Genomic DNA, 24,324 nt, shown 5'->3' on the forward strand with positions numbered 1-24,324 from the left:
CCTGCTGCTGCTTATTAAACTTTACCAAAGCATAAACGACCGTATCGAGCAGCTCGGCATCCAATGTGCCAAACCCCTCGTCCAAAAAGAAAAACCGGAGCGGATATTCACCGCGCAACTGAATTTGCGCCGACAGCGCCAGCGCCAACGACAGCGATGTCAAAAACGTTTCCCCGCCGGACAGCGTCGACACCGGCCGCCGCACCCCCCCGTTGGCATCATCGCGAATCAAAAACCCGCCTTGCGAATCGAGCTCAAGCGCATAGCGATGGCGCGTCAACTGCTGCAGCCGCTCAGACGCCATGATGGTCACCTGTTCGAGTTGCTCTTCCGCCATAAATTCGACAAAACTATTGCCGCGAAGCAACGTTTGCAGCTGTTTGTACCGCTCAATTTGGCGGCCGAGAGTTGCCTGCCTCGCCTCCAATTCAACAAAACGGACATGTTTTTTTCTCAGCTCCGCCACTTTTCCGCGCACCGCGCCAAGCTGCTCGGTCATCATCTCAGTGTGCGCTTTCAACTCGTTGTATACTTGCTGCATCATCTCCCATTGTTCAGCGCTCACCGCTTCTTCGCCGATGACAGCCGCCAGCTGGGCGCGTCGGTGCTCAGCCTGCTCTACCTGGCGCCAGTAAAGGCGGATGGCTTCGTCCCATTCATCACATTGCGCTTTTGCCGCCCTCGACATTCGCACTTCTTCAGCATCAGCGAACACAGTGCCGGCCAAGGCGCGGCGCCAGCGAGCGAGCGCTTCTTCCTCGCGGCGGGCCGCTTCCTCGCACGCCTGCTTCGCTGCCTTCGCCTCACTTTCTGTCGCCTGGTATTGCTGTTGAGCGCGCTGCCATTCATCGTACGCCTGCTGTTCGCCGTTTTGCAGCCGTCGCCATTCGGCTTCCGCTTCCCGAAGCTGCACACCTGCCGGGCCAGGTCCGGCCTTCTCGTGCCGTTGCCGCTCATATTCTTTCCACAGCTCCTGTTTGGCGCTCATAAGCGATTCGAGGCGCACCCGCTCCGCCTCAAGCCGGCGACGCTCCTCAGCCGCCTGTTCTTTTGCTCTTTGTTTTTCTTCTAAAAATGGAACGCTGTCTTCAAGCCGTTTTTGTACATCACGCCACATTTTCTCTTGTTCGCGCAGCTGCTCGTAAACCACCGCGATCGTTTCCAGTGAAAAGGAAGGATGCGCCTCGCGCCACTGCCGTTCAAGCTGCTGTTTCTCCTCTTCAAGGCGCTGTTTCTCCGCTTGCAGCGCTTCGATATCCGCTGCCGCCCATCGGCAGGCGTTTTCCGCTTCACGCCGCGCCGCTTCCGCCTCATTCCACTGCGACAACGCCCGGTAAACCGCTTCCTTTCGTTCAATGACATCCTGCCCGAGCGCCCGGACTTCAACGGCCATATCGACGGTTTCGCCTGCCGGGCGGACAGCCGCCTGAACAGGGGGTGTCCCGTGGCTGGCCGCCAGCGCGGCAAGCTGCTCAAGCTGCGCCTTGAATGAGAACAGTGTCTGCAAATCTTGTTCGCAACGCTGCCGCTCTTGCTCGAGCTCAGACAACCGACCAGAGGCTACCGTCTGCGGCCTGGCGGACGGATGCGGGTGCTCACGCGAGCCGCACACCGGGCACGGTTCACCGGGACGGAGCCGCTCAGCCAGAACCGCTGCCAGTTCGGCCGTCTGCGCCTCTTCGATCCGTTGCTGCTCCGCCTCGATCTGTCGCCGCAAAACATGCAACCGCTTTTCGATATCTTGTTGCCGGCTGCAGACGGAATGGTGCGTTTGTTCAACAAGCTGAAACAGTTGATGAAGGCGGGCGCCGGCAGCGGCGGCGCGGCGCTCCCGCTCAGCCCGCTCTCGTTCGGCTTGGCGCCAGGCAGCTTCCTTTTGCTGGAGCTGCACATCGACGCGGGCGAGAGCGGACACCGTTTGCTCAATGCGCCGCTTCTCTTCGCAGGCGCGCTCTATTTCGTCTTTGTCAGCGAGCGCAGCGGCATGCCGCTGCAACTCTTCTTTCAGCTCCTGTTGGCGCGCCAAGCCGCGCGCGTACCAGGCCTCCGCTTCCTCGAACTGACGCTGCACCGCTTTTTCCCGGTCCGCCAAGCGGTTCCACTCCTCATGGAGGGCGGCGAGCTCCGCCTTGAGTGTTTCCATTTGCCGTTCGAGCTGCTCCGCCTGCCGCAGCCGCTCCATTTGCGCCAACAGCTCTGGCTCGCGCCGCGCTTTTTCCTGCCGCGCCTGCTCATAGCGGCGCACGGCATCCTCATAGTGGGCTTGGGCCGCCTCTAACTGTCGCAACGCCGCCTCCTGCCGCTGCAGCGCCGCGGCCTGCAGGAGGCGCATCTGTTCGTACTGCTCCCAGTACGGCCAAATGCGCTCCGCCTGCTCGGCCCGCCCTTTTTTCGCTTCAAGCGCCCGCACTTCGGGCTCCCGCCGGCGCAATGCCGATAATTCCGCTTCAACCGCTTCTTTTTCCTGCTGCCACGCCCGAAGCTGCCTCGCCCGTTCGACGTCTGCCTCGATTTTCTCAAGCTCTTTTTTGCGCTTGGCAAACAGCGCCGCAAGCTCCCGCTCTTCGGCTTCTGCCTGCTCAAGCGCCGCTTTCGAAGCATCGCCGAGTCCCGCTTTTTCCGCTTCGATTTTTTGCCATTCCTGCTCCGCGGCGGCGAGCCGCTCTTTTAACTTTTTATTCAACTCGTCACCGTATCGTTCAAGATGGAACAGGCGCTGCAGCATTTGCCGGCGCTCCGCCCCTTTGAGGGATAAAAACTCGGCAAACTTCCCTTGCGGCAAAACGACAGCGCGGGTAAAATCTTCCATAGTCAAACCAAGCAGCTGTACGACCGCCTTGTCTACATCAGAGAGCTTGTCCGCGAGCACGACCGGCTCGGCCTGATGTTCGATCAACCGGCAGACGGCGCTCCGCGTCCGCCATTCATCCGCCCTTTTCAAACTGCGTTCCACCGTGTACCGTTTTGCCCCAGCGGCATTTTCCAATTCGAACGTAAAGGAAACGAACAGTTCCTTTTCAGCGTGGTTGATGATCGCTTGTGTCCGATTGGCCGCCCGTCCGACACTTCCGAACAGCGCGAGCGTGATGGCATCCAAAATCGTCGATTTGCCGCTTCCGGTCGGTCCAAAAATGCCGAATACGCCGCCGTCGCAAAGGGCCGTAAAATCGATCGTTTGTTTTTCACGAAAGCTATGAAGCCCGGCGATCGTCAAGGAAATTGGCTTCATTCCTCTTCTCCTTCCCCTTCCTTCTCATCGGCCGCCAATTCCAAAAAAAGGCGCACGAGCTCTTCATCCGGTGTTTGTCCGCCGGTTTGACGTTCGTAAAAACGCCGGAACATTTCCACAAGGGAAAGCGGTTTGCGGTCTGTTTCAGCCGCCGCCTCCCGCTCCCGTTCCGGAAACACCGGGCGGATATGGATAAACCCTTGATGAAGCTTGCGCAGCCGTTGAATCTCTTCCATTGTCAACGGCTCGTTTACATGGACCTCTAAATCGATCCAGCACGACCGGTCTCTTCCTTCCTCGCACCAACGATACACTTGGGCAAGTCCGTCCGTCGCCTTCCAACGGACAAGCGGTTTGCCGGAAACAAGCGGAATCTCCGTCACGTTGGCCTTTCCGCCCGGATGGACGTCGACAACCGTCACCGACTTGGTGTGCCCAGCTTCGGAAAAGCTGTAAGCAAGCGGTGAACCGGCGTAGCGCGCCGCCGTCTCCGCCCGTCTGACGTCCTGCGGGCGGTGCAAATGACCGAGCGCCACGTATTGCGCCGCCCCGGGCAAACTGGCAGCCGCCACCGTATAGGCGCCGCCCACCTCAATCGGCCGCTCGGAATCGGACGTATGGCCGCCAGCCACGTATAGATGGCTCATCGCAACATTGACAGTTTCATCGGCAAATGAGGCGGCCATCGCAGCGAACAACGCCCGGATGCGGTCGTCGTACCGATCGCGAAGCGCGGTTTCCTTATGGTCGGATGACAATAGCTCAGCGAGCCGCGATTCAGACGGGTACGCCAACGGCGCAAGCATCATCGCCTCGCCGCACGACGGAACGTCAATTCGGCAAACTTCCGCCTGTGGGCGGCCAAAAAGGAAAATGTTGTAGTCGGAAAGCAGCGGCCGGGCGGCGCTGATGCGGTCCGGATGGTCATGGTTGCCGCTGATGACCGCAACCGGACGCCGGCCTTTATCGGACAGTCGGGCCAAACTCTCGTAAAACAGCTGCTCCGCCGCCGCCGGCGGATTGACGGAATCGAACACATCGCCAGCCATCAAGACGACATCGATTTGTTCTTTTGCTACAATCTCGACAAGTTCGTCGATAAACGCCTCTTGCTCCGCCAACCGGCTTCGGCCTTCAAGCGTCCGCCCGAGATGCCAGTCTGCCGTATGCAAAATGCGCATCGTCTTTCCCCCTCCGCGTCATTCCACCGCGATAATGTATTGGCCGTCAAACGAATACAAATAGCACTCCGCTACCGGCACGCGCCAAATTTGCTCAATCGCTTGCCGATACAGGCGCATTTGCGTTCCGTAGCGGCCGAGCAAAAAGCGGGCGGCCTCCTCTTTCTGGCCGGCAAAACGGCCGGTCACCTCATCCGTTTTATAGTCGATCATCACATAACCGCGCTCATCCGCAAACACACAGTCAATCACCCCTTGGACAAGCACCCGGCGGTCGTCTTCCATCCCGTCATGCCCGTAAAGATGGGAAGCCGGAAGCCCTAGACTGAATGGCACTTCCCGGTGCACCTCGCGGGCGGCGCAAAGGCGGCGGCCGATATCCGTAGCGAAAAAGGCGGCGATCGCGGCCGCATCGACCGCTTCGGCTTGCTCGGCCGACAACAGCTCTTTTTCGATGAGCCGACCCATTTGCTCACGGATGGACGCTTCACTGACCGGCGCACGCAAGTCGAGATGGCGCATGACGATATGAAGCGCGGTTCCTTTTTCCGCCGGCGTCAACGTTTTTTCCTGCATAAAGCGCGGCCGCGAGAAAATCGGCGCTGTTCCTTGGCGCAGCGGCCATTCACTCGCCAGCTCGCCAAACAGCACCCGTTGCTCTTTCAGCTCCGACACCGACTGTTTGGCGCGCACAATCGTCCCTTTTTCATAGCGATACCGCCATAACAAACGCCGCTCTGCTTCCTCTTTCCAGCCGCCGCCAGCCGGAACAGGGCGGCCATGTTCAAGCGCAGCGAGCATGCTCTCGTCCGCCTGGCCGGCAGCCGCCTCGCCGCTGCGCAGCTCGGCCGCGGGCACAATGGCAATACGCCATACGGACGGATGGGAGGCGATTTCATCCGGCGCCTTCTCTCCCGCTAAAATGCGCCCGTCGCGGTGGCGAATGAGCGCCCGGCCGATCCAGTCTAAATAGGAACGGGCCGATGCCCGCACATCGTCGGGAAGCAGCCATTCGCGTTCTCCCGCAACGCCTTTCCATTTTTCGATCTCCTTATCGGCATCGTTGACCGCGGCGATCAAATAAAGCTTCTCTTTCGCTCTTGTCAGCGCAACGTACAAAATGCGCATTTCCTCGGCGAGCAGCTCGAGCCGCTTTTTCACTTGGATCGCCAGCAATGGCAGCGTTGGATAGCTGATGCGCAGCTGTGGGTGGACAAAACGGGCGCCAAAGCCGAGCTCTTTATCCAGCAAGTACGGATGATGCAAATCCCGCGTATAAAACGGGCGGGCGAGTCCGGCCAGAAAGACGACCGGAAACTCGAGCCCTTTGCTGCTATGGATCGTCATCACCCGCACGACATCTTCCTGCTCACCAAGCGGCCGGGCTGCTCCTAAATCATCGCCGCGCTCCTGCAGCCGCTCAATAAAGCGGAGAAAGCGGAACAGCCCGCGAAAGGCCGTCGATTCGTATTGGCGAGCGCGATCATACAAGGCGCGCAAATTGGCCTGCCGTTGCTTTCCACCCGGCAGCGCGCCGACAAAATCGTAAAATTGTGTATCGCGATACAGCTGCCAGATGAGGTCGGCCAACGAGCGGCGGCGGGCCATCGTTCGCCAGCGCCCGAGCTGCTCCAAAAACGCGGCCGCTTTTTTCTTGGCTGCCTCCTCCTCATCCGTTTCCGCCGGCTTTTGCCGGAACAACTGAAGCGCCTCATAAAACGTTCCTTTTGGATCAGCGAGGCGGATCATGGCCAGCTCGTTTTCATCAAAGCGAAACAGCGGCGAACGGAGCACAGCGGCGAGCGGAATGTCTTGGTGCGGGTTGTCAATGACTTTCAGAAGCGACAGCATCACCGAAACTTCCGTCGCCTGAAAGTAGCCGGACGATAAATCGGCAGCCGCCGGAATGCCGTGCGCCTGCAGCTGCTCGATCATTTGCGGGGCGTTCGTCATCGAACGGACGAGCACAACGATGTCTCGGTACATGGCACGCCGCGGTTGCCCGCTTGAGCGGTCATGCACATAAAATGGCCGCGACACGATTTCTTTGATTTTCTCGGCCATTAGGCGCGCCTCCAGCTCGGAGCCCTCAAGCTCCGCTGCCTCTTCGTCCTCTTCTTCCGCCGCGCGCTGCCGGTTGATGATCATCACTTCCGGAACAGTATCCGCCCCATCCGGATAATCGGCGCCATACTTAAGCTGGGCTGCTTCATCGTACGCCATCTCCCCAACGGTTTCCCCCATGATTTGTGCAAAAAGGAAGTTCGTGCCGTCCAGCACCTCGGCGCGGCTGCGGAAATTGCGCGCCAAATCAATTCTCATTCCCCCTGCGGCCCCATCAGCGGCAAACCGTTTGTATTTGTCCAAAAACAGCATCGGCTCGGCGAGGCGAAAACGATAAATCGACTGCTTGACATCGCCGACCATAAATAAGTTGCCAGTCCGCTCGCTTCCTTTTTTGACGAGCTGCAAAATCGCTTCTTGCACAAGGTTCGTATCTTGATACTCATCGACAAGCACTTCATCAAACTGCGCTTGGTACTCCAAAGCGGCCGCCGATGGCTGCCATTCGCCCGTTTTCGGGTCGCGCTGCCGCAAAACATGCAGACAATAATGTTCCAAATCAGAAAAGTCGACGATCCCTTTTTCACGTTTCACGGCTTGAAACCTATCGGAAAAACGGCGGACAAGCGCAACGATCGTCTCAACCGCCGGCTTCATCTCCCGCATATGGCGGATCCAGACAGACGGGGGCAGCGAAAATATGTTGTCGCGCAGCGCTTCCAGTTTCTTCTTCGCCTGGTCGCGAAGCGATTTCGCCTCATCGACGAGCCACTTATCATAGCCATCGCCGCGACAGCCCGGAAGCCGGCCGAACGCCAGCGACTGCAAAGCACGATACAGTCCTTCCCACGATTGCGACCGCCATCTTTCAAGTTCAGCGACAACGGCGGCATCCTCGCGCAGCCGTTTCTCATACGGCCGCGGCCCGCCCGGTTCCTGCGCAAGACGCAACGCCCTTTCGATGAGCCGTTTGGCCGCTGCCAGCTCCATCGCCGCATGTTGGTTGATATAGCGCGATGGCAAAAGCGACTCGGGCGGCGTCTGTTCATCGACCTCATACATGGATACAAGGCCTTTCAGCCATTCATCGGGCGCGGGGTGGGAGCGGGAGAAGTCATGCAACGCGAAAATCATGTCTTGCAGCTCGGCATCGCTCCGGTCTCCGGTGTAAGCATCAATGACGGCAAAAAAGCGCTCATTATCCGCCTTTCCATATTCCTCCTCAAGCAGCTCCTCAAGGACGTCCTCTTTCAGCAGTTCGATTTCTGTCTCATCAGCGATGCGAAACGACGGATCCAGATCGAGCAAATAATAATATTTGCGGATGACATCTAAGCAAAACGAATGGAGCGTCGAAATCGAGGCGCGGTTGAGCAGGCTGAGCTGGCGCCGCAAATGGAGCGAATGCGGCCGCTTGGCGAGTTCGCGCTCGAGCGCCTCGCCGATCCTTGCTTTCATCTCAGCCGCCGCAGCGTTCGTAAACGTGACGACAAGAAGGCGGTCAATATCGGTCGCCCCGTCTTCCGCCGTTACTTTTTGGATGATTCGCTCAACAAGAACGGCCGTTTTTCCAGACCCGGCCGCCGCAGCGACGAGAACGTCCCGGCCGCCGGCCACGATGGCTTTCCACTGTTCATCCGTCCACCGGCTTCCGGCCGACTTCGGGCGAAACGCAACGCTCAAGACTCTCCCCTCCCTTTCGTTATATTCTTCATCACGTCTTCCCCCGTCTGTGGGGCAAGCTTTCGGAATTCGTTGCCGGACAGCGCCTCGTCAAATTGGCATATGGACTTAAAGGCGCAAAAGTCGCACGCTGTTTTGCTTTTCAGCTTGTACGGGGCAATCGATACAATGCCGTCAGCGATTTGTCCGCCAATATCGGCAAACAGACGGCGGACGTGCTGGCGAAGCGCATCAAAATCAGAAGCGCTCGCGACCGAAGACTGAGAATGAATCGCTCCGCTGCTCGTCAGCCTAACCGGCACAATCAGCGACCGCTGCCCTTTTTCCAATTGACTGTCCATCAGCCGGATTGCCTCCACATCGGCAAGCAGCAGACCGCGCATCCGAAACGGCTCAAGAAGTTGTTTCGCCATCTCCGCTTCATCGTCAAGCCACTGCTTCGCCTTCACAATCGGATTATGGACATGGAAATAGAGCACCCCGGCCGGCAGCGCCGGCTGTTTGACAAGTTGCTCAGCATACGTGAGCACAATGTCCAAATAGGTAAGCATTTGCAACGCCAAACCGTAATACACTTCCGTCAAATCAAGCGTTTTGGCGCTCGATTTGTAATCGATGATGCGAAGAAATACTCCTTCGCTGCTTTCTGCCTTGTCAACGCGGTCGATTCGCCCGACAAGCTCCATAACCGTCCCGTCGCGCAGTTGAAAGCGAAGCGGCGGCAAGTCGCCGCCCGGTCCAAACGCCAGCTCGAGCCCGATCGGAACAAAGCCGCTCGCCCGCGCATGCTCGCTCAACACGTGGGTCGTGCGGGCGACAACGTGTTTTAATTTCCGTTTCATATATTCATAGCGAGACGAACTGGACAGCACTTGCTGTTGAATGAGGGGGGCAAGCCGTTCGACCGCTTCATCCGACAGACGCTCGCAATCCGGTTGGGACAGTTCGCCCCAATCAACGTGCTGTTCGCGCAGCCGGTCGGCGATTTGTTTAATGGCCGCATGGAACAACTGGCCGACATCCGGCGCCTCGAGGCGGAAAATGCTTCGCTCCTTCAAGCGCAGCCCGTGTGAAATAAAATGGGCGTACGGGCATTTTTGAAACTGCTCCATGCGCGAGACGCTCGCCTGAATTTTTTTTCCGTACAACCGCCGGCTCCATTGTTTTTTCAACGGCGCGGCTTTGTTTGTATAAAACAGCGCCGACACCGCCTTTTGCACCCTCTCGTTCCATTCCGGGCGGGCGATGAACACGTTGTACACATCCCACCAAAGCGGATCGATGCCATAGTTTCGCTTCCATGCGCGCAGCTGGCTGACCAAATACGTTTGTGTCGCCTGCGGCGCTGTCACAAACGCCTCCGCCTTCTCTTCCGGGGCATCGAACGGATCGTTGCCGCACAAGCGCACCTTCACCTTCGGGAACAGCTCCGACAATTGTTTAATCAGCGGCGATGGCATGAGCGCTTTCCCTTCGCCATCGGCCAGCGGGTATGTAACATACAGCCGTTCGCTTGGACAGGCAAGCGCCAGGTAGATAAAAAACGGGTCGTAAAACAGCTGTTCCCGGCTCCCCGGCGCAAGCGCCACACCGAGTTCGCGCAGCTGCTCCCGTTCGATTTCCGCCATAAGCCCATCCTCTTTCGCCCTGGCCGGAATGACGCCATCGTTGGCGCCAATGACAAACGCATACTTCACGCCGATGAGGCGCGAACGGTCGAGCTGGGCGACGATCACTTGATCGATGGCCGGCGGCACAAGGGAGAACTCAAGCCGGTCAAGCCCGGCCTCGATAATTTTAGCAAATTCGGCTAACGACAACGGTTCCGCTCCGAGCATTTCAACGTATTGGTCAAGCAAATCGATGACCGCGTTCCACACCTGCTCATGCTGGCGCGCTTCCACGAGGCGGCCTTCCGCTTCCGCCTGCGCGCTCATTTGTTCCAGCTTTTTCGGAATCTGCAATTCTTCTAACAAGAGATATAGCGCCGTGCAATACCCGCGCCCGTCCTTAGCCCGGCGCAAACGGCGCTCAAGGCGGCGGAGCGGGGCGGCCAGCGTCTCCCGCCATTCGTTCAACTTGTCCTCAAATTGCCGTTCTTCATCCGTCTGCGGCACATTCAACCCGTCAAGCGCCCGGTAGCGCCGATACGGCCAGCGCTCGCCGCTCGTCCATTTGTCCCCCTTCACCCCATAAGCAAGAACATAGTTTTCGAGTTTGTCGGCTGCCTCGCGCCACATGACCAAGTCACCGTCCAACGGAAAGAGCAAATCCGTCTTCACAGCGCGAAACACCGCCTCATACCGCCAGTTTGTGGAAATTGTTTCCAAAGCAGCGCGCACAAGTTCAATGAGCGGATGATGGTGCATCGGCTCTTTTTCATCCATAAAATACGGGATGCCAAAATCAAAAAACACCGTCTTCACAAGGTCGCGGTACGCCTCCGTTTGGCGGATGACGAGTGCGATGTCGCGATAGCGCGCCCCTTCGTCGCGGACAAGGCGGATGATTTCCCGGGCGACCGCTTCCAGTTCTGCGCGGCGGTTGGCCGCCTCATAAAGGCAGACCGCACCGTCTTCCGCTTCGTAAGGCGGCAGCGGGCGGCGATGAAACTGCGCCTCGAGATGGGCGAGCACCCCGCTTTGATGACGTCGGTTTTCCGCGAGCACGACCGGCTCTTCAAGCAAAACATCGTTGGCCAAGGCAAGCTCGCGCAACTGGCGGTACGTCTGCGCCGGCAGATAAAACAAGTCGAGCTCGTCCGGCATCTCACCATCATACGGACGGTCGACCGTCAGGCAAACGGTGACCCGCCGGCAATGACGAAGAAGCTGCTCAATCACTATGTATTCTTGCGGGGCAAAATGATGGAATCCGTCGATATAAACATCGGCATCACGCAAATAGCAGGAGCGGGGGATTTGTTCGGCGAGCAGGCGCAAATAATCTTCCGAATCGAGGTAATGGCCGCTTAAGCTCCGCTCGAGCTCTGCATAAACGAGCGCGACATCGCTGAGCTTATCGGCCAGCAGGCGCCGTCCCGGCCGGCTCGGCCCGCTTTCCAGCTCCTCGACACGGCGGCGAAGCTCGTCCGGCGTTAAGCAATACCGCTTGCATTCGGCGATCATCTCATGCAGCTGCTCGACAAAACCGCTTTTGTCCGCCGCGCGGCCAAACAGTTTAAGCTCCTGTTTCCGCTGTTCAATAATTTTGCGAATCATCATTTGCACGCCGACATCGTGGACGTGGTAGCGGTTCATGCCTCCCGTCTCCTGCAAGACGCGCCAGGCGAGGCGGGGGAAGCTGAACACTTGGGCGCGGATCATTCCTCCTGCTCCCTCGGTATGGATTAAGGCGTATTCACATTGAAACGTCATCTGCTCCGGAACGAGGTAAACAATCGTCTTTCCTCTCGGATCTTCCTGCAGCTTGCGGCGGATTTCCGCAAGACACATAGCCGTCTTCCCGCTTCCCGATCGTCCAAGCAAAAAGCGAAGCGACACGGCGATCACCACCATTCGTTTCCTTTATCTTTTCTATTTTAGCACATATGTTCGTATTTGGTAAAGAAAAACTGCCTTCCTTGAAAGCAACCGCTCCCTTAGGCAAAACCGTCGCCGCACCTCGATGCGCCATTTTCTCAAAAATGGAAAGCAATCTCCCGAAACGGCCAATAGCGGAGGTCTACCTTGCCGACCACTTGGCTGATTTTGACGAAGCCGAAATGGCGGCTGTCCCAACTGCTGAGCCGATTGTCGCCAAGGACAAAAATGCAGCCAGCCGGCACCCGCTTTTCTCCCGTCACCTCTTCAAGGGTAAAACCGCCTGTCAGCTTCCCGCTAAGGAGTTGCTGCTTATACGGCCGCAAATACGGTTCATCGACCTGTCGACCGTTAATATACAGCACATCGTTTTTGTACTCGATCCGATCCCCCGGCAACCCGATGACCCGTTTCACGTAATCTTCCTTTTGATTGGCGTGAAACACGACGACATCAAACCGATGAATCGGGGCAATTTCATAACGGATCTTATTGACGATCAGCAAATTGCCGCTTTGCAGCGTCGGCATCATTGACTTTCCTTCCACCATATAATTGCTGAAAACGAAAAAACGGAGCATGGCGACAAACCCGACAGCGGCGAGCCATGGCCAGCGGCGTCCCCGCTTCTTTCCTTGTTTCCGTTTGGTCACTCCCTGTCCTCCTCGCTGCGTTGTTTTTCCGTCAACGAAAATCTTGCCTCTACTCGTTTTCCCGCATACCAAAGCAGCAGCACAACAACAGCGATCGCCGCCGTACGCAACGGCTGGCGGACAAGCGCCACCAAGTCATACCCGATAAAGCTGATCGTAAAAATCATGATCATCTTTCCAAGCAAGACCGCTAATACAAACTGCTGGCGGCTGATGCGTGACAGACCGGCAACGATATTGACAAGCGCCGACGGGGTGAAAGGAAAGCAATACAGCAAAAACAGCGGCCCGAATCCGTGCCGTTCAATCCAGTGCATAAACTGGCGCACTTTTGGATGGCGGCGGACAAAATGAAAGAAACGCTGCTGGCCGATCTTCCGCGTCAGCCAAAAGACGATGAGCGAGCCGAGCGAAGCGCCAATCCAAGAAATGAAAAACCCTTTCCACAACCCGAATGCCGCTGCGTTCGCCATCACAAACACAACCATCGGCAAAATCGGAAAAAACGACTCGAGCAGCGTCGCCGCAATGCCGGGAAATATGCCGAAGGAACGGTAATGGTCGAGTAAGGAAAGCACGTGGTCGAGCGTGAGCCATTGTTTCAAATTTTCCATATTCATCTTTCTTTCTCCATTCAAATGCCGTTTATATTTTTATTTTACACGCTCGGCCGCGCAATTTGAACTTTTGCTTGTGAAAACCCATTTTTTATCATGGCGGTTATTCCGTCACATGCTTTTCTTGCTGCATGCGATATATGTATTGCAGTTTGCGCTCTCTCGCCTCCATTCGCTCCGACAGTTTCGTCCGCAGCTGGGCTGTTCGGTGCAATTGGTTGATGAAAGATTTGCAGGACACATCGAGGACAACGCTTTTCCCGTTGCGGAAGTATACAACCGTCCGCTCATATTTCGCAGGCTCATACCGATAGACATGCATATGCGACAGCCAAACACAGCAGGAATCTTTCGGGGAAGCGGTGGGAAAGAAGTAAATTTCGTTGGACGGTTCAATGGCGATCGGCGCTTTGTGGGTGATGCCGATCACGGCCTTTGTTCCCTCTTTTCTGCCTTGAAAGCTGCAGCCATAATAATCGCAGCTATGTCTAATAATGTCGAGGGGCGTTTGTTTGACAATGTACTCGCCATCTTCCTCGACGACCTTTGCATACAGGTCATTGTTCAACAAATAAGGGAGAATCGCCATCGTATAACGGCTCACGACGAAATGGTTTAGGATGATAAATTCATTTACTTTCATCGTCTCATCTCCTCTCAACGAACTCACCACTCCTATCATACCACCAATAGTTATATTTTTCTATATTTTTAAAAAAGCCAGCGTTTTTTTGCGCAAAAAATCCCATGACGATCGTCATGGGCATTGTCAGGAGTTTTCAAACGTCTGGCCGATTTCTTTCATTGCTAAATACTCGTTCGCTTGCTCGAGCGCCGTATGTTCGCCGACCGAATCGCCTGCATACGTTTCCTCGTTCATCCACGATTGTTCAAAATGGAGATCGGTGCTGACGCGGAATTCGGCAGGGATTAGCTCCGGCAGACTATCTTTTTTCTTTTCCATTTCATCGCCTCCCTCCGTCTATAGAGTGCGCCAGCTTTTTCCTTTTATACGCAAAAAAGCCCGGTCAAACCGGGCTTCCGTCGATATACGGCAATAGCCGCCGTCAAGCGGTCGTAAACTGCTCCTCTTCCGTCGATCCTTTCAAGGCGACGGTGGATGCTTGACCGCCGGAGATGACTTGGGCGACTTCATCAAAATAGCCGGTGCCGACTTCGCGTTGATGGCGCGTTGCAGTGTAGCCATATTTTTCAGCGGCAAATTCTGCTTGCTGCAGTTCGGCGTATGCAGCCATGCCGCGTTCTTTGTAGCCGCGCGCCAGTTCAAACATGCTGTAGTTGAGCGCGTGGAATCCAGCCAGAGTAACGAACTGGAACTTGTACCCCATTTTGCCGAGCTCTTGCTGGAATTTGGCGATCGTTTCATCGTCCAATTTTTTCTTCCAGTTGAACGACGGTGAGCAGTTATAGGCCAGCAGCTTGCCCCGCCCCGGCATCAGCCACGATCGGAACAAAGTAGTCGATGTCTCCACTACCTTCCAAATATTGAATTTGATCAGCGCGCTGCAACGCCTGATTAATGCGTTTGACGACGTGCGGAACACTGTTGGACGGATACAAGCTTTGGTCCGGATACATTTGCCCGGCGAGGTTGGCGTCGGCTGCCACCTGCCATCCACTTAAATAAATGGCTTTCAACCCGGCTTTCACTTGTTGCACGGCCTGATTCCCCGTCAACACACCAAGCGCGTGGACATAGTCTTCGGTATGGAGCAGTTTCCATAGTTTTTCTGCGCCGCGCCGAGCGAGCGTATGCTCAATATCGATCGAGCCGCGCAGTTTAATGACATCTTCGGCGCTGTACGGGCGGACGATCCCTTTCCAGCGCTCTTCATTTTTCCAGCTTTCCTCTAATTGTCGGACACGTTCAGCAAATGACGCCATTTTTCCTTCCCCCATCTCTTTGTTATAATACATCATTTTTATTTACGGTTTTATTATATAACAAAAAAATGCAAGCTTTTTTGAATTAGGAAAATAGACACAAACTGTTCGTAAACAACACCGTTTTCCTATCCTTACTTTTGGTATGATCATGAATAGAGGAGTGATGGGAATGAGAAAGTGGTATACGATAGCAGCGTGCCTCGTACTGTTCGGAATCGGCGCCGGCATCTTTTACTTTACCGTTTATAAGCCATCTACCGCGCGCCTTCCCCATGATGTCACAATGGAAACTGCCTGGGGGCGTCCGTATGCGTTCGGCGACTTGCCGCCGAAAGTGCGGCTCGTTGAGTTTATTTATACAAACTGTCCAGATATTTGTCCGAATACGACAATGCAAATGGCGAAACTGCGCGACCGGCTGGAAAGCGCCGGTGTATTTGGGCGGGATGTCGAATTTATCACCATCACGATTGATCCGGCCCGCGACACGAAAGAAAAGCTGCAAACATATGCCCGCACGTTTGGCGTAACCGGCGACGGGCAAGGCTGGGTATTTTTGCGCGGCAGCGAGGACGAAACAAAAAAAACAGCCGACGCCTTCGATTTTCAATACCGAGACCCGGGCAACGGGATGATTGTGCATACAGCGCTCGCGTACTTGCTTGACCGCGATGGCCGCGTCATTGAGCAGGTCGGGATGGGGACTTCGCGGTTTCACGTCGATGACGTATATGAAACCATTATGAATGAGTTGCCGTAATATCGCCGCAACAAACAGGTGTCCCGATCACTCGGGACACCTGTTTGTGCTGGATGATGTGTGTTCCAGGGAAATCCAGCGCCTTTTGCCCCCTTGCCAAAGACAGCATCATTCAAACGACGAGCGAATACAGACTGAGGACCGCAACCGCGGCAAGAACGACGACCATGACATTGGCCCCGAACCAAGCCGCGATGACAGCCGCCGCAAAACCAATGGCTCCGAACACAACATCATCTTGGATGAAAAAAACGTCAGGAATAATGAGCGCCCCAAGCACTGCATACGGCACGTTTTTCAGCACCCCTTGCCAAAACGGCGGCAGCTGGATGCGGCCGAGCAGCACAAACGGCAGCAGGCGGGGCAAGTACGTCACGACTCCCATGCCGATGATCATCCAGACGATCGTGCTATTCATCGCCGTTTCCTCCTTCTTTCGCCAGCCATTGAACGATGACAGCCGACAGCAACGTAGCCAACACGATCGACCATCCTTTCGACAAGTGAAGAACAAACGTGCCGATAGAATTAAAATAAACGTCGTCAACACGATTTCCAACGCCCCGGTGCCGGCGGCAATCAAACTGAGGGCAATATATTGCGAAGCGCCAGCAAAGACAACAAGGCTCATCAGCACCGTTTCGCCAAGCATCAGCCCGGTCGTCTTGGCGAGTAGTCCAAAAGCGAGCGCAATCGGCGTATAGCCAATGGCGATCGCCACCCCCGCTTGCACTCCTTGGCGAAACGGCGCCATCTTGCTAGCTTCCCATGTCGTTTCCACTGATCATCCCCCCGTCTTGCTAGATTAATAGCTCCATTATGCAAAAAAGAACGATGTTTCGTAACCCGAAAATCCATCACAGTTTTTTTTTCCTCTATGATATAATCAAATTGATTGACGATCGATTTGTCACAAGAAAAGGAGTGCACGTCCATGACCGTAAAAGCATATGTTTTGACCGAACGCGGCCTCCTTCGTTCCGAACAAGTTGCCTATCCGATGGAAGAACGCGGCTTGCAGTTTGGCGACGGCGTCTACGAAGTCGTTCGTCTATACAGCGGCACGTACATCTGGCTCCATGAACATCTAGACCGCCTATACCGCTCGGCGGCGGCCATTCGCCTCGCCGTTCCGTTCAGCCATGAAGAGTTGGCTGAGCGGCTCGAGCAGCTGCGCCGCATGAACGATGTGCGAGAAGATGCCATTTTGTATTTGCAAGTGACGCGAGGGAGCTTCCCGCGCAGCCATGCATTTCCGGCCGAAAACCGGCCGAATTTGTACGCCTACATTCAGCCGATGGCGCGAAAAACGGAGGAAATGGCGCGCGGCGTGCGCGCGATTTTGACCAAAGACGTCCGCTGGGAGTACTGCTGCATTAAAAGCTTGAACTTGCTGCCGAACGTACTTGCAAAACAAGAAGCCGTCGAGCGCGGAGCGTTTGAAGCGATTCTCCACCGCGACGGCGTCGTGACCGAGGGAAGTTCATCGAACATTTTCCTTGTCAAACACAAAACCGTCTATACTCACCCAGCGACGGAGCGGATTTTAAACGGCATCGTCCGCACCAAAGTGAAGGAATTTTGCGCTGAACTTGGCATTCCGTTCATCGAAAAGGCGTTTTCCGTCAGCAGTCTCGCCGAAGCCGATGAATTGTTTTTGACGAGCACCACCTCGGCGATCACTCCGATCGTCCAAGTAGAAGAAACATTGATCGGAAACGGCGAACCGGGGGACGTGACGAAAGCGCTGCAAGCCGCCTATCAAAAGGCGACCAAGCCGCTTCCAACCGCTTGACCCGTTCCATTGCACCGAAAATGAGGCGCCCGCAACGTTGGGGCACCTCGTTTCGTTTTATGAACCGAGTACAGCGCGGTCGCTCGCAAACCGGCTGCCGCGGATGCGCTGAAACTCTTCCAACAGCCGCTCGACTGTCAATTTTTCTTTTTCCTCTCCCGCGGCCGTGAAAATAATTTGCCCGCCATCCATCATGATGAGCCGGTTGCCAAGGCGAATCGCCTGCTCCATATTGTGCGTGACCATCAGCGTCGTCAACTGATGCTGTCTGACAATTTCCTTCGTCAATTCGGTGACAAGCTCGGCCCGCGCCGGGTCGAGGGCGGCGGTATGTTCATCAAGCAAAAGCACATCCGGCTTTGTGAATGTGGCCATCAACAGTGAAAGCGCCTGCCGCTCCCCGCCGGAGAGAAGGCCGACTTTAGCGGCGAGCCGGTCTTCGAGCCCTAAATGGAGCGTTTGCAGCGTTTCCCGAAACCACTTTCGCTTTTCTCTTGTTACACCAAGACGCAGCGTGCGCCGTCTTGTTCGGTTGTAAGCGAGCGCCAAATTTTCCTCGATCGTCATATGGGGGGCGGTGCCGGCCATCGGATCTTGAAACACGCGGCCGATGTAGCGGGCGCGGGCATGTTCTTTGAGCGCCGTGACGTTGCGGCCGTTGATCCACACTTCACCCGTATCAGGGGACAGCCGGCCGGAAATGATATTCATCAACGTCGACTTTCCGGCGCCGTTGCTGCCGATGACCGTGACAAAATCGCCGGGGGCCAGCGTTAAATCAATCCCCCGCAAGGCGACTTTTTCATCAGCAGTTCCTTCGTTAAATACTTTTGTAATTCGTTTTAGCTCCAGCAACCGTCTCTCCCCTCTCAAGCTGTGCTGCTTTCCGTTTTTTCCTCTGTACAAACGCCAGCACCGCCTCGCCGTAATCCGGATCCGGCACGCCGATCACAGCGGCTTCGACGACGCCTGGATGACTGTACAGCACTTCCTCGACCTCACGCGGATATACATTGTAGCCGCCGACGATGATCATCTCTTTTTTCCGGTCGACGATGTAGAAATAGCCCTCCTCATCCATCGCGCCAAATCGCCGGTGTGCAGCCAGCCATCGCGCAAGGCAGCCGCCGTTTCTTCCGGCATTTTGTAGTACCCTTTCATGACGTTCGGGCCGCGCACAACAAGTTCACCGACTTCGCCGGCAGCCAACACTTCTGCAAACGATTTTATTTCATCGGACAGCGAAATCCCTTTTTCCTTTCCTTGCGGCGTTTCACAAACGATGGCCTGCTTCAGCAAAGGCAGGCGCTGCTTCGCCCCGGCAAAGAGCGGAGCGAGCAAATCGAGCCCGATTACCGCTTTGACGTCGCCATTAAGCAAAATATACCCAATTTCTTCCGGCGTATAAATCGGATTGATCGGGATGACGGTCGCTCCGAGCCGCAGCGCCCCGTACAGGCCGATGACAAATTGCGGCAAATTGCCAAGCAATAAGGCGATGTGATCCCCCCGGCGAATGCCAAGCTGCGCCAATCCGTCGGCAAACCGAGACACAGCGGCGTCCAATTGTTGATACGTGCATCGTTCCCCCATAAACACGTACGCTTCTTTGTCCGGTAGTTGTTTAGCGATTTGCGCCAACCGCGTCGTTAAGTTCATCCAATCTCCCCCTTAAAAATGAATGAATGACCATTCATTTTTCAAGTAAAAAAATTCGAACTATAATTTATTATAAAAAAATAACGGCGAAGGACGAGCAAAAGCGCTTCCCTCGCCGTTTTTTTCGCTGCTTTTCGCTACTGTGCCCACACTAAGCCGGTGCGGGCGAGGCGAATAACGCCGCGGAACGTCCGCTCCGCTTCTTCAACGAGCTGTTCGTGCCTGCCAATGTGCGGCAAGTGCGTCAACCATAGTTCACCAACGCCCGCCCCCTCGGCGATGGCCGCCGCTTCCTCGCTCGTCATATGGCCGGCCGGCGCCGCGTTTTGTCCAGCGTAAAAATTGCACTCGCAAATGAGCAAGTCAGCTCCTTTTGCAAACGGTGTAAATTCCGGCATGTAGCTCGAATCAGCCGTGTACACGACCGTGTTGCCGCCGGCAGTGATGCGCATCGCATAACACGGAACCGGATGGACTGTTTTCAAAAATGAAAGCGAAAACGGACCGACCGCAAGCACCTTGGCCGGATCATAAGGAATCCCTTCCGTAATGCCGCTATGCGTCAGGCGGGCGAAGGCCGCCTCATCTTCTTGGTGGCCGTAAATCGGCAGCACCGGCAAATCCGCCCCTACATTTTTATGAATGAGGCGCGCATATTGGAGCGGGCCGATATCGGCGATATGATCATAGTGATAGTGGGAGACGACAACCGCATCCAAGTTTTCTACAGCCGTGTAGTTTTGCAGCTTGGCGAGCGCCCCGCTTCCGCAGTCGACAAGCATGCGAAACCCGTCATGCTCAAACAAATAAGCGGATGTCGCTTCATTGGCGGCGGGAAACCCTCCCCAATAGCCGATGACTGTCACTTTCATTCCCTTTCCTCTCCTTCCACCCATTTTGTCTTCATCATACACGACGGCTGCCTTTTTTTCATCTTTGTTGATGTTGTTTTAAAACACCTATTGACATTTTTATCTGTGTTATAATACAATGAAATCACCAAGACAACGGAGGGGATCACAATGTTGATGAAAGTGTTAGAATTTTTCAAAAACATAGCACCGAAAAAGTGCTCGCAATGCGGCAAAACGATCGACGAGCAGCACGAGTGCTACGGCAACACATGCTCTGACTGCCTTGGCACCGCTTACCGCCACTAGGTGAGCGGACGCTGCCCTTGCGTCACGATGCCGGCTGCCCCGCCGGCAATAGGCTGTTCCCCGATGCAACCTGCCTTTTTTGCTTTAATGCCCCCCGTGTGGGGGCGTTTTTTTTTACACAAAAAACATCCATGAGTAAGCTTTTACTCGCCACCCAAGCATGAAAATAACCGCTCATGGATTCATTATTTTCACGGAAAAAAACGTATAAATCGTTCCCTTGCCGACATTGGCGAGCTTGGCGATTTGTTCCATCGTCGTCGCCTTGTAGCCGAATGCCGCAAACGATTGAGTTGCCGCCTCGATAATTTGCCGTTTACGGTCGCTTGCCATTGGCCTCATCCTTTAATTTGACTAAATGAACGATTCAGTCAATTCGTATCCATTATACTATGCGGCCGTTTTCCCGTAAAGCCCTTAAAAACGCCGCTCAGCTTCCCGAAACGGCGGCACCCCTTGTTCTAGGGAACAGCGCGGCCGGACAACGGAATACACGGGCCGCCTAACGGTACAAGGCGGCCCGCTAATGGGCGCGGCTGTACATCCCGACCGGCTGGTGTTATTCCGTTTGGCGCAAGTAGTCAAGCACATCACCGACCGCCTTCTCTCCTTGGTCGATGCAATCCGGCAGCCCGAGCCCTTCATACGAGCTACCGGCCAAAAACACTCCCGGCAACTCAGCCGCCATCTGTTGCTTAATTTTCGCCAGCCGCTCGCGATGCCCGACTGTATATTGCGGCATCGCCCGCTTCCACCGGGAGATGACGGCAAACTCCGGCCGGCCGTCAATTTTCATCACTTTACTTAAATCATCCAACACAACGCGGACAATCTCGTCATCCGGTTGATCGACGATCTCCTCATCGCCCGGGCGTCCGACATAGCCGCGCAGCAGCGCTTTGCCGGGCGGAGCCGTGTACGGCCATTTTTTGTGCGTCCACGTGCACGCCGTCAGCGTGTAATCGCTGCGGCGCGAGACAACAAACCCAGTGCCGTCAATATCTTGACGGATCGCTTCCTCTGGAAAAGCAAGCGCGACCGTTGCCACCGACGTCAGCGGCACGGACCGAAACGGGGCAAAAAACGGATAATCAGCGAACATATCCGGCACGACATGGTGCGGCACCGCAACAATGACGCTGTCCGCCTCCCACGTTTCACCATTGCTGAACCGCAGCTGATACGCTGAACCGACGCGGATGATCCGCTCGACGCGCGCCCCTTTGACGACGCTGCCTGGCTCAAGCCGCTTTTCCAACTCTTCGACGAGCGACTGCAAGCCGGTTTTTAACGTCTGAAATGCCCCTTTTCGCTCCTTCTGTTCCTTTGGCGTCGTCCGTTTCGCACCGCGAACGAGGCTGCCGTATTTTTGTTCCAGCTGAAAAAACTGCGGGAACGTTGCCATTAAGCTCATTTCGTCGATGTCGCCGGCGTAAATGCCAGACAGCAGCGGTTCGATCAAATTGTCCACCACTTCATCGCCTAAACGGCGGCGAAAAAAGCGGCCAAGCGGCATATCACCGGCTGTTTTCACCGGCGGCAGCACGAAGTCGAGCGCCGCCCGCAGCTTGCCGGCCGGCGAAAACAACCCGGTCGCCACAAACGGGGCGATGCGCGTCGGGATGCCCATCACCGCTCCGCCTGGAATCGGGTGCAGCTTGCCATTGACCAAAATGTACGACTTTCCGTTCGCATTATGAACGATTTCCCGTTCGAGCCCGACTTCTTTCACAAGGCGGAATGCGCTCGTTTTCCGCGCCAAAAACGAGTCCGGCCCCCGTTCAATGACAAAACCGTCACGAACGACCGTCTGCACTTTTCCGCCGAGCCGGTGCGTCGCCTCGACAAGTTTACACGTCACTGGCAGTTGCTGTTCTTTAGCCGCTTTTTGCAAGTAGTAGGCGGCCGCGAGACCCGTAATGCCGCCGCCGATAATCACAACCGTCCGTTTTCCTTCACTCATGCTTACCGCCTTCTTTTGCGAGCCGCTTTAACACGACCGTCGCCAATGCATCAATAAACAGCGGATCGGTATTCGGCATCTCCGGCCGGTAATAGCGGGCGCCAATTTCTTCGGTTACTTGCTTGCATTCAATATCGTTGTCATACAACACTTCCAAATGGTCGGCGACAAAACCGACCGGCGCATAAACGAACGACGTATAGCCGTGCTCTTCATGGAGCTGGCGCGTCAAATCTTGCACGTCCGGGCCAAGCCATGGCTCCGGCGTGCTGCCGGCGCTTTGCCAGCCGACGGCGTAATGCGAGACGCCGGCTTGTTTGGCAATACGTTCGGCTGTGTCTTGGAGCTGTTCTGGATATGGGTCGCCCGCTTGAATGATTTTTTTCGGCAAACTATGGGCCGAGACGATCAACACCGCCCGTTCCCGCTCTTGTTCCGGCATGGCATCAAAAATGGCTCTCACTCGTTCGGACCAATATTGCAAAAACTTCGGCTCGTCATACCACTGGTCAATCGTATAAATAACCGGGCCGCCAAGCTTTTCCGCCGCCGCTTTCGCCCGCTCGTTGTACGAGCGGATGCTGAATGTGGAATAATGAGGGGCTAGGACGATCCCAACCGTTTCTTTGATGCCGTCATCATGCATGCGCTCGACGGCATCCTCAATGAACGGCTCAATATGTTTGAGCCCTAAATACATGCGAAACTCGACTTCATCTTGCACTTCGTTCAGCCGCTCCTCGAGCCGTTTCGCCTGCTCTTCCGTAATTTTCGCAAGCGGCGACAGGCCGCCGATCGCCCGGTAGCGCGCTTTTAAATCCTCGATTTGTTCTTGCGGCGGCTTCCCCCCGTGGCGGATATGCGTATAATACCGTTCAATATCGTCTTCCTTGTACGGCGTGCCGTACGCCATCACAAGCAGTCCGACAATGTTCTTCATTGTGTTGCACCTCGTTTACTTTGCTGAAGTATACTCATGGATAAAAGCCGTCAGCCGCTTCAAAGTCGCCGGCTGCACATCAGGGAAAATGCCATGTCCCAGGTTAAAAATATAGCCCGGCTGCTCCATCCCCTCGTCCAAAATGCGTTTCACCCGCTCTTCGATCACATTCCATGGAGCGAGCAACACCGCCGGATCCAAGTTGCCTTGGATGGCTTTCACAATGCCTTGGCGGCGCGCCTCCCGAATTGACAGCCGCCAATCAAGGCCGATGACATCAAGCGGCAAATCGTTCCACTCGCGCACCAAATGGCCCGCCCCGACGCCAAACATAATGAGCGGCACGCCTTCCTCGCGCAAAGCGGCAAAAATGCGCGCCATCGCCGGCTTAATAAACGCCCGGTAATCGTCCGCATTCACCGCTCCGACCCAAGAATCAAAAATCTGCACCGCGCTCGCCCCGGCCTGAATTTGCGACCGCACGTAGCGGATCGTCATCTCGGCGAGTTTGTCCATTAAGGCAAACCATGCCTTCGGTTCCGCATACATAAACGCTTTTGTTTTATGGTAATTTTTTGATGGTCCGCCTTCAATCATGTAGCTCGCCAACGTAAACGGCGCACCAGCAAACCCGATGAGCGGCACGTCAAGCTGCTCGTTGACAAGCAACCGGATCGTCTCCAGCACGTATGGCACATCATGTTCCGGATCGATCTCCCCGAGCCGTTCGACGTCTTGAAGCGAGCGAATCGGATTGGCGATCACCGGCCCGATGCCGCCCTGAATCTCAACATCAACGCCAATCGCCGGCAGCGGCGTCATAATGTCTTTATATAAAATCGCGGCATCAACGCCGTATTGTTCGACCGGAAGCCTCGTGACATAGGCGCACAGCTCCGGTTCATGCGTAATCTCAAACAGCGAGTATTTTTCTTTCAGCGCCCGGTACTCCGGCTGCGACCGGCCGGCTTGCCGCATGTACCAGACCGGCACATAATCCGTTTTCTCGCCGCGGCAGGCGCGCAAAAATGTATCGTTGATCCGTCTTGTCATCTCCATCCGCCTTTCTTTTCCCCAATCGAGCTGTCCGTTTCCGATTTTTTGCTTATCTATTTTTCACTATACAGGTTTCCCCGCTCTATGTATAGAGAAGGAAACAAACTGTCAAAA

At 55.6% G+C, this 24,324-nt stretch carries 17 protein-coding genes and 4 pseudogenes; 3 read left to right on the forward strand and 18 right to left on the reverse strand.

Annotation, left to right across the window (positions count from 1 at the left end):
* From IKE44_RS11720 to IKE44_RS11760, 9 genes and pseudogenes are all read right to left on the reverse strand, one after another.
* On the reverse strand, positions 1–3,229 hold a 3,229-nt coding region (locus IKE44_RS11720), incomplete at its 3' end, for an SMC family ATPase (RefSeq protein WP_287466007.1).
* The gene (locus IKE44_RS11725) at positions 3,226–4,410 is read right to left on the reverse strand and encodes an exonuclease SbcCD subunit D (RefSeq protein ID WP_049624231.1); all 1,185 of its coding nucleotides are present in this window, start codon (positions 4,408–4,410) and stop codon (positions 3,226–3,228) included. The genes IKE44_RS11725 and IKE44_RS11720, both read right to left, overlap by 4 nt.
* A gap of 18 nt (positions 4,411–4,428) precedes the next feature.
* Positions 4,429–8,157 carry a helicase-exonuclease AddAB subunit AddA gene (addA, locus tag IKE44_RS11730; protein WP_061567349.1) on the reverse strand — a complete coding sequence of 1,243 codons (3,729 nt, stop codon included), beginning with the start codon at positions 8,155–8,157 and terminating at the stop codon, positions 4,429–4,431.
* Positions 8,154–11,660, reverse strand: a complete 3,507-nt coding sequence (addB, locus tag IKE44_RS11735) for a helicase-exonuclease AddAB subunit AddB (protein WP_287466016.1) — start codon at positions 11,658–11,660, stop codon at positions 8,154–8,156. The genes addA and addB overlap by 4 nt, the downstream gene beginning before the upstream one ends.
* Before the next feature lie 137 nt (positions 11,661–11,797).
* The gene (gene lepB / locus IKE44_RS11740) at positions 11,798–12,352 is read right to left on the reverse strand and encodes a signal peptidase I (RefSeq protein WP_033013823.1); all 555 of its coding nucleotides are present in this window, start codon (positions 12,350–12,352) and stop codon (positions 11,798–11,800) included.
* Positions 12,349–12,972, reverse strand: a complete 624-nt coding sequence (locus IKE44_RS11745; RefSeq protein ID WP_033013824.1) for a TVP38/TMEM64 family protein — start codon at positions 12,970–12,972, stop codon at positions 12,349–12,351. The genes lepB and IKE44_RS11745 overlap by 4 nt, the downstream gene beginning before the upstream one ends.
* Positions 12,973–13,072: 100 nt before the next feature.
* Positions 13,073–13,612, reverse strand: a complete 540-nt coding sequence (locus IKE44_RS11750; RefSeq protein WP_033011628.1) for a competence protein ComK — start codon at positions 13,610–13,612, stop codon at positions 13,073–13,075.
* A gap of 126 nt (positions 13,613–13,738) precedes the next feature.
* Positions 13,739–13,933, reverse strand: a complete 195-nt coding sequence (locus tag IKE44_RS11755) for a hypothetical protein (RefSeq protein ID WP_033011626.1) — start codon at positions 13,931–13,933, stop codon at positions 13,739–13,741.
* A 103-nt stretch (positions 13,934–14,036) separates the two neighbouring features.
* A pseudogene (locus IKE44_RS11760) lies at positions 14,037–14,874 on the reverse strand (hypothetical protein).
* Positions 14,875–15,046: 172 nt separating this feature from the next.
* Between IKE44_RS11760 and IKE44_RS11765 the strand changes: the two are divergent.
* Positions 15,047–15,637: an SCO family protein gene (locus IKE44_RS11765; protein WP_033013825.1), complete on the forward strand. Its 591-nt coding sequence runs from the start codon at positions 15,047–15,049 to the stop codon at positions 15,635–15,637.
* Between the two features lie 112 nt (positions 15,638–15,749).
* Here IKE44_RS11765 and IKE44_RS13785 read toward each other — a convergent pair whose 3' ends face one another.
* The gene (locus IKE44_RS13785) at positions 15,750–16,055 is read right to left on the reverse strand and encodes an AzlD domain-containing protein (protein ID WP_033011622.1); all 306 of its coding nucleotides are present in this window, start codon (positions 16,053–16,055) and stop codon (positions 15,750–15,752) included.
* 171 nt (positions 16,056–16,226) lie between these two features.
* Positions 16,227–16,391, reverse strand: a pseudogene (locus IKE44_RS13790) (AzlC family ABC transporter permease); the annotation flags it as partial.
* Between the two features lie 180 nt (positions 16,392–16,571).
* On the opposite strand from IKE44_RS13790, the gene dat reads away from it, so the two are divergent.
* A complete protein-coding gene (dat, locus tag IKE44_RS11775; protein ID WP_049625044.1) occupies positions 16,572–17,432 on the forward strand; it encodes a D-amino-acid transaminase in 861 nt (286 codons plus the stop codon).
* A 57-nt stretch (positions 17,433–17,489) separates the two neighbouring features.
* On the opposite strand, the gene IKE44_RS11780 is transcribed toward dat, so the two are convergent.
* The 3 genes and pseudogenes from IKE44_RS11780 to IKE44_RS11790 form a co-directional block, all read right to left on the reverse strand.
* Entirely contained in the window at positions 17,490–18,287 is a 798-nt protein-coding gene (locus tag IKE44_RS11780) for an ABC transporter ATP-binding protein (protein WP_033013827.1), read from the reverse strand.
* Positions 18,288–18,300: 13 nt separating this feature from the next.
* Positions 18,301–19,091 (reverse strand): annotated as a pseudogene (locus tag IKE44_RS11785) (AMP-binding protein); the annotation flags it as partial.
* A gap of 137 nt (positions 19,092–19,228) precedes the next feature.
* Entirely contained in the window at positions 19,229–19,963 is a 735-nt protein-coding gene (locus IKE44_RS11790; RefSeq protein WP_033013828.1) for an MBL fold metallo-hydrolase, read from the reverse strand.
* A gap of 150 nt (positions 19,964–20,113) precedes the next feature.
* Between IKE44_RS11790 and yhfH the strand changes: the two genes are divergently transcribed.
* Positions 20,114–20,251, forward strand: a complete 138-nt coding sequence (gene yhfH / locus IKE44_RS11795) for a protein YhfH (protein WP_064502499.1) — start codon at positions 20,114–20,116, stop codon at positions 20,249–20,251.
* A 189-nt stretch (positions 20,252–20,440) separates the two neighbouring features.
* On the opposite strand, the pseudogene IKE44_RS11800 reads toward yhfH, so the two are convergent.
* The 4 genes and pseudogenes from IKE44_RS11800 to hemE form a co-directional block, all read right to left on the reverse strand.
* Positions 20,441–20,584: pseudogene (locus IKE44_RS11800) on the reverse strand (TetR/AcrR family transcriptional regulator); the annotation flags it as partial.
* 226 nt (positions 20,585–20,810) lie between these two features.
* Entirely contained in the window at positions 20,811–22,214 is a 1,404-nt protein-coding gene (hemY, locus tag IKE44_RS11805; RefSeq protein WP_033013830.1) for a protoporphyrinogen oxidase, read from the reverse strand.
* Positions 22,207–23,154 carry a ferrochelatase gene (hemH, locus tag IKE44_RS11810; protein ID WP_287466013.1) on the reverse strand — a complete coding sequence of 316 codons (948 nt, stop codon included), beginning with the start codon at positions 23,152–23,154 and terminating at the stop codon, positions 22,207–22,209. The genes hemY and hemH overlap by 8 nt, the downstream gene beginning before the upstream one ends.
* 15 nt (positions 23,155–23,169) lie before the next feature.
* Positions 23,170–24,207 (reverse strand): uroporphyrinogen decarboxylase, encoded by a 1,038-nt coding sequence (gene hemE, locus IKE44_RS11815; protein WP_033013832.1) that lies wholly within the window; start codon positions 24,205–24,207, stop codon positions 23,170–23,172.
* Between the last annotated feature and the right edge of the window lie 117 nt (positions 24,208–24,324).

Origin of the sequence: Geobacillus sp. (assembly GCF_017515625.1) — a bacterium.
GTDB lineage: Bacteria > Bacillota > Bacilli > Bacillales > Anoxybacillaceae > Geobacillus > Geobacillus stearothermophilus.

Excerpts from the sequence above, each read along its gene's own strand:
- dat (WP_049625044.1), top strand. The coding sequence starts at position 16,572 with ATGACCGTAAAAGCATATGTTTTGACCGAACGCGGCCTCCTTCGTTCC.
- IKE44_RS11765 (WP_033013825.1), top strand. The coding sequence starts at position 15,047 with ATGAGAAAGTGGTATACGATAGCAGCGTGCCTCGTACTGTTCGGAATC.
- IKE44_RS11755 (WP_033011626.1), bottom strand. The coding sequence starts at position 13,933 with ATGGAAAAGAAAAAAGATAGTCTGCCGGAGCTAATCCCTGCCGAATTC.
- hemE (WP_033013832.1), bottom strand. The coding sequence starts at position 24,207 with ATGACAAGACGGATCAACGATACATTTTTGCGCGCCTGCCGCGGCGAG.
- hemY (WP_033013830.1), bottom strand. The coding sequence starts at position 22,214 with ATGAGTGAAGGAAAACGGACGGTTGTGATTATCGGCGGCGGCATTACG.
- hemH (WP_287466013.1), bottom strand. The coding sequence starts at position 23,154 with ATGAAGAACATTGTCGGACTGCTTGTGATGGCGTACGGCACGCCGTAC.
- IKE44_RS11745 (WP_033013824.1), bottom strand. The coding sequence starts at position 12,972 with ATGAATATGGAAAATTTGAAACAATGGCTCACGCTCGACCACGTGCTT.
- yhfH (WP_064502499.1), top strand. The coding sequence starts at position 20,114 with ATGTTGATGAAAGTGTTAGAATTTTTCAAAAACATAGCACCGAAAAAG.
- IKE44_RS11790 (WP_033013828.1), bottom strand. The coding sequence starts at position 19,963 with ATGAAAGTGACAGTCATCGGCTATTGGGGAGGGTTTCCCGCCGCCAAT.
- IKE44_RS11750 (WP_033011628.1), bottom strand. The coding sequence starts at position 13,612 with ATGAAAGTAAATGAATTTATCATCCTAAACCATTTCGTCGTGAGCCGT.
- IKE44_RS13785 (WP_033011622.1), bottom strand. The coding sequence starts at position 16,055 with ATGAATAGCACGATCGTCTGGATGATCATCGGCATGGGAGTCGTGACG.
- IKE44_RS11725 (WP_049624231.1), bottom strand. The coding sequence starts at position 4,410 with ATGCGCATTTTGCATACGGCAGACTGGCATCTCGGGCGGACGCTTGAA.